Below are 6,508 nucleotides of genomic sequence, written 5' to 3'. Positions count from 1 at the left end.
GGACAGCGACTCCAGCTCAATCTCTTCCCCGGCCTGCAGCTGTTCGTTACAGTACGCGTAGACCTGCTGACGCACATTCTGTCGCTCGGATTTATCAAGCTGAGCATCGGCGGCGAAGTCATCCACCGCCTGCAGCAGGCCGCGGTTCTGCGCTTTGGCGTTAAGCCCTTCGCTGGCGCCGAGGAAATCCATAAAGAAATCGGCCACTTTGCGCCCTACCCGCCCTTTCAGGAAGGTCAGATAGCGGGTCGACCCCGGGTTGGTTTCCCACTCGGTTAAATCGATGCGCGCGACAATATCAGCATGGTTAATATCCAGGTAATGGGTCGAGCGGATATCCAGCTCCTCGTTGACGCGCATACTGCTCAGGTTATTGAGCACCGCCACCAGCAGATACTCGACCGCCAGGTAACGATACTGGCAGAAGAGGACAATGCCCCCTTCGGCGAACGGGTATTTCGCCAGTTCATCGCGCAGACGACCAGTCGCCGCGCGGCTGAACGCCAGAAACTCTTCTTCCCCCTGACGCTGCAGACGCAGCGCCTGCGCCAGTTCACTCTCTTCATTGAACAGGCCATAGGCTTTGCTTTTGGCGCTATAGACCCGGTGCAGTTCAGCCATCATCTCGACGACCGTCGCATTCGGCTCCAGCAGTGACTCGCGCAGCACCAGCTCCAGATTTTGTTCATCACGTTTGATTAACTGATGCAGGGCAATCTGGTCGATATCCAGACTCATGTTAAACTCTCCTTTTAGACCGGGCGGTATTCAACCACCGCCGGGTTGCCGACGCAACTGGCGCCACACATTTCGACGTTGTTACCGACGATCGGTGCGCTTTTGCGTCGCGGCGAAAAAATGCGGAAAAAAAGCTGCTGCTACGGTAATATGTTGCCCTTTCACGAACAAACAGATTTTGAGTTTATGCCGCAAATTTCCCGCTATAGCGATCAACAGGTCGAACAGTTGCTCAGCGAGCTAACGAACGTCCTGGAATCACACAAAGCCCCGGTTGACCTTTCACTGATGGTGTTAGGCAATATGGTGACCAACCTGATCAACAGTAGCGTCGCGCCGGCGCAGCGTCAGGCCATCGCCCGTTCTTTCGCGCAGGCTTTGCAGTCTTCCATTAACGACGATCCGGCGCATTAAGGATAACAGCAACAGTATATGGTGACTCTACGTCAGCCCTACCGAGAAAAAGTCTCCCAGATGGTCAGCTGGGGGCACTGGTTCGCCCTGTTCAACATGTTGTTGGCCATGGTGCTCGGCAGCCGCTATCTTTTTGTCGCCGACTGGCCGACGACGCTTGCCGGACGGCTTTTTTCGTACGTCAGTCTCGTCGGACACTTCAGCTTCCTGGTGTTTACCAGCTATGTGCTGATCCTCTTCCCGTTGACCTTTATCGTGGTCTCGCAGCGCCTGATGCGCTTCCTGTCGGTGATCCTTGCCACCGCCGGGATGACGCTGCTGCTGATAGATAGCGAGGTCTTCACCCGCTTCCATCTTCACTTAAACCCGGTCGTCTGGGAGCTGGTCATCAACCCTGACCAGAATGAGATGGCGCGCGACTGGCAGCTGATGTTTATCAGCGTCCCGGTCATCTTTTTGATTGAAATGCTCTTCGCCACCTGGAGCTGGCAGAAACTGCGCAGCCTGACGCGCCGCCGTCATTACGCCCGCCCGGTCGCCTGGTTCTTCTTTCTGTCGTTTATCAGCAGCCACCTGGTCTATATCTGGGCGGATGCCAACTTCTATCGCCCGATCACGATGCAGCGGGCGAATCTGCCGCTCTCTTATCCGATGACCGCCCGCCGTTTCCTCGAGAAACATGGCCTGCTCGACGCCCAGGATTATCAGCGTCGTCTGGTGGAGCAAGGGGCGCCGGAGGCGGTATCGGTCCAGTATCCGCTCAGCAACCTGCGCTACCGTGATCTCGGCGCGGGCTACAACGTGCTGCTGATCACCGTCGACAACCTGAACTATTCGCGGTTTGAAAAGACCATGCCGGCGCTGGCGGCGTTCGCCAAAGAGAACGTCAATTTTACCCAGCATATGAGTTCGGGTAATACCGCCGACAGCGGCCTGTTTGGCCTGTTCTACGGTATTTCACCAGGCTATATGGACGGTGTCCTCTCGGCGCGTATTCCCGCCGCGTTGATCACCGCCCTCAACCAGCAGGGCTACCAGCTGGGCCTGTTCTCCTCCGATGGGTTTAGCAGCCCGCTCTATCGCCAGGCGCTGCTCTCCGACTTCTCGCTACCGAGCGCGAAGACTCAGAGCGACGAGCAGACGGCCAATCAGTGGATCGGCTGGCTGGACCGTTACGCGCAGGATGAGAATCGCTGGTTCTCGTGGATCTCGCTCAACGGTACGACCCTCGACGACACGCAGCAACAGGGCTTTGTCCGCCGTTACAGCAAGGCGGCAGGTGATGTTGATGCCCAGATTGATCGGGTGCTGACCGCGCTACGCGCAGCCGGCAAGCTCGACAACACGGTGGTGATTATCACTGGCGGCCACGGCAAGCCGCTTAACGTCAAACACGACTCGTTCGACTGGTCGCGCGAGCAGTTGCAGGTGCCGCTGGTAATTCACTGGCCGGGCACGCCGGCGCAGGAAATTGCCACGCTGACCGATAACAAAGATGTGATGACCACGCTGATGCAGCGCCTGCTCCACGTTTCGACGCCAGCCAATGAGTACTCGCAGGGCGAAGATCTGTTTAGCGCCGCACGACGTCGGAACTGGGTCACCGCGGCCAACGGCGATACGCTGGCCATTACCACCCCGACCATCACCGTGGTCCTCAACCATAACGGCACCTATACCACCTGGAGCCGCGACGGCGAGAAAATTAAAGATCAGAAACCGCAGCTCAGCCTGTTGCTGCAGGTCCTGACTGACGAAAAACGCTTTATCGCTAACTGATTGATTAATTATGAATCAATCGCGCGCGACCCGCTTGCATTCGCTCGGGGAACGGGTAATATTGTTCCCCACGCGTCGGCACGTAGCGCAGCCTGGTAGCGCACCGTCATGGGGTGTCGGGGGTCGGAGGTTCAAATCCTCTCGTGCCGACCAAATCATTCACCGGTAAGTTTTGTTAACGACCGGTAACCCTACAGAAACCCGCACTCTCTCCGAGTTTGCGGGTTTTTTGTTGCCTGTTTTCCGTCGAATTTAAACGGGATCTTCAGGCATATTCCCCCTGGCATGTCGAATGACCAATGCCTGAACTTGTCCTGCTCCCCGTGGATTAATACACGACGATATTAGCGATCCGGCTGGGCTACCGTACTTATGCAGCCTTAAGCCGCACCTTTAAGCGCATCGCCGGAAAAGCGCCGGGTGCTGCACGGCCAGTGGCGGGAAGAAGGGGTTTAGCGCTGTCCCAGTTCACGGGTACGCCTGACCGCCGCCAGTACGCTGCGCTGAAGGCCTGCGGCAAAGTCACTGTTGTTCAGCTCATACAGAGCGTGGATCCCGACTCCCGCCGGTGAATTATTGATATCCAGAAGCTGACGCGGATGCTTCTGGCTTTGGCGCAGCATCTCGACCGCGCCGAGGAGGTTCTCCAGCACCATCTCCGTCGCCTGAGGCCGCGACAGCCCCGCCAGTACGCCGGCATCGGTAAGCGACTCAATAAAGTAGTAAATATAGTTAGGCCCCGCGACGCCAAAACCGGTAAAGACATCGATCAACCGCTCTGGCAAATACAGCACTTTGCCAAAACCGCGCAGAAACGGCTCGATCTCAGCCGCGCTGGCGTGGGCGTTTAAGGTTACGCCGCTATAGCCAAATCCGGTATCGGTCAGGGTATTGGGGATCGTCCTGGCAATCGGCGTTGTCTCACCAAACAGGGAGGCCAGCTTTTCCAGGGTCACTCCCGCGATCAGAGAAACCACCGTCGTCGAGCCGTTTAGCTGGGCGCGCACGCGGCTCGCCACCGCCGCCAGATCGTCCTGCGGACGGATCCCCAGCACCAGCAAAGAGGCCTCCCTTAAGCCACCGTCGCCCGACAACCGATAGCGGGAGTGCAAAGCCTCGATTCGCGCGCTGTCGATATCCTCCAGCGAGATCGCGTCCGCCCGCAGCGTACCGTTGCTTAATGACGCGCGAATAATCGCCTCCGTCATCTGTCCGGCACCAATAAAATGGACCTTTGCCATAGTTTTACTCCTTATTCAAAACGCTATTCGTCGTGACCAACACCGAAGCGCCGGCCTTGTCGCGCCGGGTCGGCAACGCGAATCCCCGTTCCGTCAGTGGGATAAATCCGTCCGTCAACGTCGCCGTCAACCGTGGTGAGCTTTTGCCCGCTCAGTGCCTGCATCGCCGCTTCTGGCTGATTAATAAACTGGTTGCGTGGCCCCCACTTAAGGTTGCCATTCCGCCTCATGCGACTCTGACTGATAAAAACGCAGCCGACAGGCGGCATCACCGCGAGCCAGCGCGGTCTGCACCTCTAAACGCAGCCCCGGAAACGCGTCGGTTAACGCATGATCGCCTTCCATGCAGATATCGCATAGCGTCTCAATTTCGCTGGCGCCCCGCCCCTGCTGCCGCCAGCAGTTAACGTAAGGACAGTAGTGAAACAGGACGATAAATTCAGCCCGGCTGGCGCTAACGGGCTCCATCTCATAAACCTGAGATTCCAGACCGCGGGTAAACAGCCCGGCAAACTCCTGCAAATCCTGGCGATCGCGCATTTGCGCACGCAGCTTATGCCCGATATCGCGGCCATAGTGACGTATGGCTTCACGCGCAAAATCATCCGCGATATGACGTTGTCGGCTTTCGTCCAACAGGTAACCGATGGTAGCCGCGCGTTTTTCAGTAATGGCGCGCAGCGCCAGGGTCACCTCATCGTTTAAGGTGGCGGCGTTATGCGCCGGCTCCGAGCTTATTTGCGTCATGCGTTTATTCCCAGTCGGTATTCACTTTCACGTCGCTGGCGCCCGGCAGGGCATACACATCTTCGGCGTACCATTTCCGTGAGAGCTCAGCGAGCGTGCCGTCTTTTTTCAGGGCAACCAACTGCGCATCAATCGCTTTGATCAACTGCGGGTCGGTATTTTTTTTATACAAATAGACGTTAGGAAACAGGCCGACGGAATCCGAAGCTTTCAGATTGAGATTTAGCGCCTTATTTAACGCCAGTAGCGCACCAATGGGATAAATCGCCGCATCGTATTCCCCGGAAGCGACCGCTTTAAAGATATCGGCGGCGGACTGCTCGCCGTTGGGCTGCAGGTTAATTTGTTGGCCTGGATGTTTTTTGTTGTAGTTTTCAATCACCGTATAACGGGCGTCGGAGGTATGAATCGGCACCAGCTTTTTCTTACCGCTGGCGAGATCGCCAAGGTTATGAATATCGTTCTCATCGTTACGTACAATCAGGCGTAAATCGCTGATCCCGGTCGGCTCGCCGGAGTGGTCATATTTTTCCGCCCGCTCTTTGGTGAGATAAAAGTGATCCGCCGCAAGGGTATACGCGCCGGTCGACAGGCCGACGATCATCGCGTCGCGCGAGACCGCATTAAAATGAAACGTATAGTCGGTTAACCGCTGGTCCAGCACCTTTAATAGATCGCCATCGTAGCCGGTAATATTGTTGTTATCGTCCACAAAGCTAAAGGGAAAACCGTTAGCGTTAACGACAACCTCAATCGTCTTCGCGTGCGGACTTTTTTCAACCGCCTGTGCGGCGTTAATTCCCATTGCCAACGTCAGCGCACTCACCAGTAAAATTTTATTTTTCAAAATACCTTCCCCAAAATGATAACCGTGGAACACTCTTTTGTACGTTTCCTTGCCAGCGGGCGCGCAGAAACCGTTCTACACTGCGCAATGCTCTGGCAATTGCCAGGCACAGCACGATATAAATCACCAGCACGACGCAATAGGCTTCGACAAAATGAAACCCGCGCGCGGCGGCGATATTGGCTTTCGCCATCAGATCAATAACGGTGATGGTGTAAACCAGCGAGGTGTCTTTAATCAGATCGATCAGCACGCTGGTGAAGTTCGGCAGTGCGGATACTGCCGCCTGCGGAAAAATAATGCGTCGGAACTGCGTGAACCCGCTTAGCCCAATTGACCATGCGGCCTCGCGCTGCCCCTTATCAACCGCGTTCCAGCCTGCGCGAAAGGTTTCGGCGAAATACGCGCTGAAAATCAGCGATAGCGCGGTGACCGCCGCCACCAGTGGCGAGAGTTTATAGTGGTACATATTATCCTGCGGGCCGCCAAACAGCCCGGCGGCTATCCACGGCCAGACGTAAAAAAAGAAATACAGCATCACCAGTACCGGGACCGAACGGCTAAAGGAGAGAAATACCTTCGCCCCCCATTGAACCCCGGGAACCTGACGAATAATCACCCACGCCAGCGCCGCGCCCAGCAGAGTGGAAAAGAGTAAGGACAATAACGTTATCACCAGGGTAACCGGCAGCGCGCTTAAAATAAACGTAAAATTGTCCCGAATGAACGCCAGGCTAAACAT

7 protein-coding genes and 1 tRNA gene are annotated in these 6,508 nt (G+C 56.2%); 3 read left to right on the top strand and 5 right to left on the bottom strand.

From position 1 onward, the window contains the following. A partial coding sequence (gene yejK, locus CW267_RS24430) for a nucleoid-associated protein YejK (protein ID WP_101148664.1) occupies nucleotides 1-738 on the bottom strand: 738 nt, incomplete at its 3' end. A gap of 186 nt (nucleotides 739-924) precedes the next feature. Between yejK and CW267_RS24420 the strand changes: the two genes are divergently transcribed. From CW267_RS24420 to CW267_RS24410, 3 genes are all read left to right on the top strand, one after another. Continuing rightward, the gene (locus CW267_RS24420) at nucleotides 925-1,152 is read left to right on the top strand and encodes a YejL family protein (RefSeq protein ID WP_004195346.1); all 228 of its coding nucleotides are present in this window, start codon (nucleotides 925-927) and stop codon (nucleotides 1,150-1,152) included. Nucleotides 1,153-1,170: 18 nt separating this feature from the next. Beyond that, a complete protein-coding gene (gene yejM, locus CW267_RS24415) occupies nucleotides 1,171-2,931 on the top strand; it encodes an LPS biosynthesis-modulating metalloenzyme YejM (protein WP_008803994.1) in 1,761 nt (586 codons plus the stop codon). A 76-nt stretch (nucleotides 2,932-3,007) separates the two neighbouring features. Then, nucleotides 3,008-3,084: transfer RNA gene (locus CW267_RS24410), tRNA-Pro, on the top strand. Nucleotides 3,085-3,383: 299 nt separating this feature from the next. On the opposite strand, the gene CW267_RS24405 is transcribed toward CW267_RS24410, so the two are convergent. The 4 genes from CW267_RS24405 to CW267_RS24390 all read right to left on the bottom strand — a co-directional run bounded on the left by CW267_RS24405 (nucleotide 3,384) and on the right by CW267_RS24390 (nucleotide 6,508). Then, nucleotides 3,384-4,172, bottom strand: a complete 789-nt coding sequence (locus tag CW267_RS24405) for a pyrroline-5-carboxylate reductase family protein (protein ID WP_100781309.1) — start codon at nucleotides 4,170-4,172, stop codon at nucleotides 3,384-3,386. 207 nt (nucleotides 4,173-4,379) lie between these two features. Further along, nucleotides 4,380-4,919: an L-2-amino-thiazoline-4-carboxylic acid hydrolase gene (locus CW267_RS24400; protein WP_008803992.1), complete on the bottom strand. Its 540-nt coding sequence runs from the start codon at nucleotides 4,917-4,919 to the stop codon at nucleotides 4,380-4,382. A gap of 4 nt (nucleotides 4,920-4,923) precedes the next feature. Next, nucleotides 4,924-5,766 (bottom strand): transporter substrate-binding domain-containing protein, encoded by an 843-nt coding sequence (locus tag CW267_RS24395; protein ID WP_022065447.1) that lies wholly within the window; start codon nucleotides 5,764-5,766, stop codon nucleotides 4,924-4,926. After that, nucleotides 5,756-6,508 carry an amino acid ABC transporter permease gene (locus CW267_RS24390; protein ID WP_016161566.1) on the bottom strand — a complete coding sequence of 251 codons (753 nt, stop codon included), beginning with the start codon at nucleotides 6,506-6,508 and terminating at the stop codon, nucleotides 5,756-5,758. Before CW267_RS24390 ends, CW267_RS24395 begins: the two co-directional genes overlap by 11 nt.

Origin of the sequence: Klebsiella sp. X1-16S-Nf21 (assembly GCF_002837615.1) — a bacterium.
GTDB classification, from domain to species: Bacteria; Pseudomonadota; Gammaproteobacteria; order Enterobacterales; family Enterobacteriaceae; genus Klebsiella; species Klebsiella variicola.
The sequence above is the reverse complement of the archived record's forward strand: the minus strand, read 5'-3'. Positions and strand labels throughout refer to the sequence as shown.

Coding starts and splice junctions, on each gene's coding strand:
- CW267_RS24420 (WP_004195346.1), top strand. CDS start 925: ATGCCGCAAATTTCCCGCTATAGCGATCAACAGGTCGAACAGTTGCTC.
- yejM (WP_008803994.1), top strand. CDS start 1,171: ATGGTGACTCTACGTCAGCCCTACCGAGAAAAAGTCTCCCAGATGGTC.
- CW267_RS24405 (WP_100781309.1), bottom strand. CDS start 4,172: ATGGCAAAGGTCCATTTTATTGGTGCCGGACAGATGACGGAGGCGATT.
- CW267_RS24400 (WP_008803992.1), bottom strand. CDS start 4,919: ATGACGCAAATAAGCTCGGAGCCGGCGCATAACGCCGCCACCTTAAAC.
- CW267_RS24390 (WP_016161566.1), bottom strand. CDS start 6,508: ATGTTTAGCCTGGCGTTCATTCGGGACAATTTTACGTTTATTTTAAGC.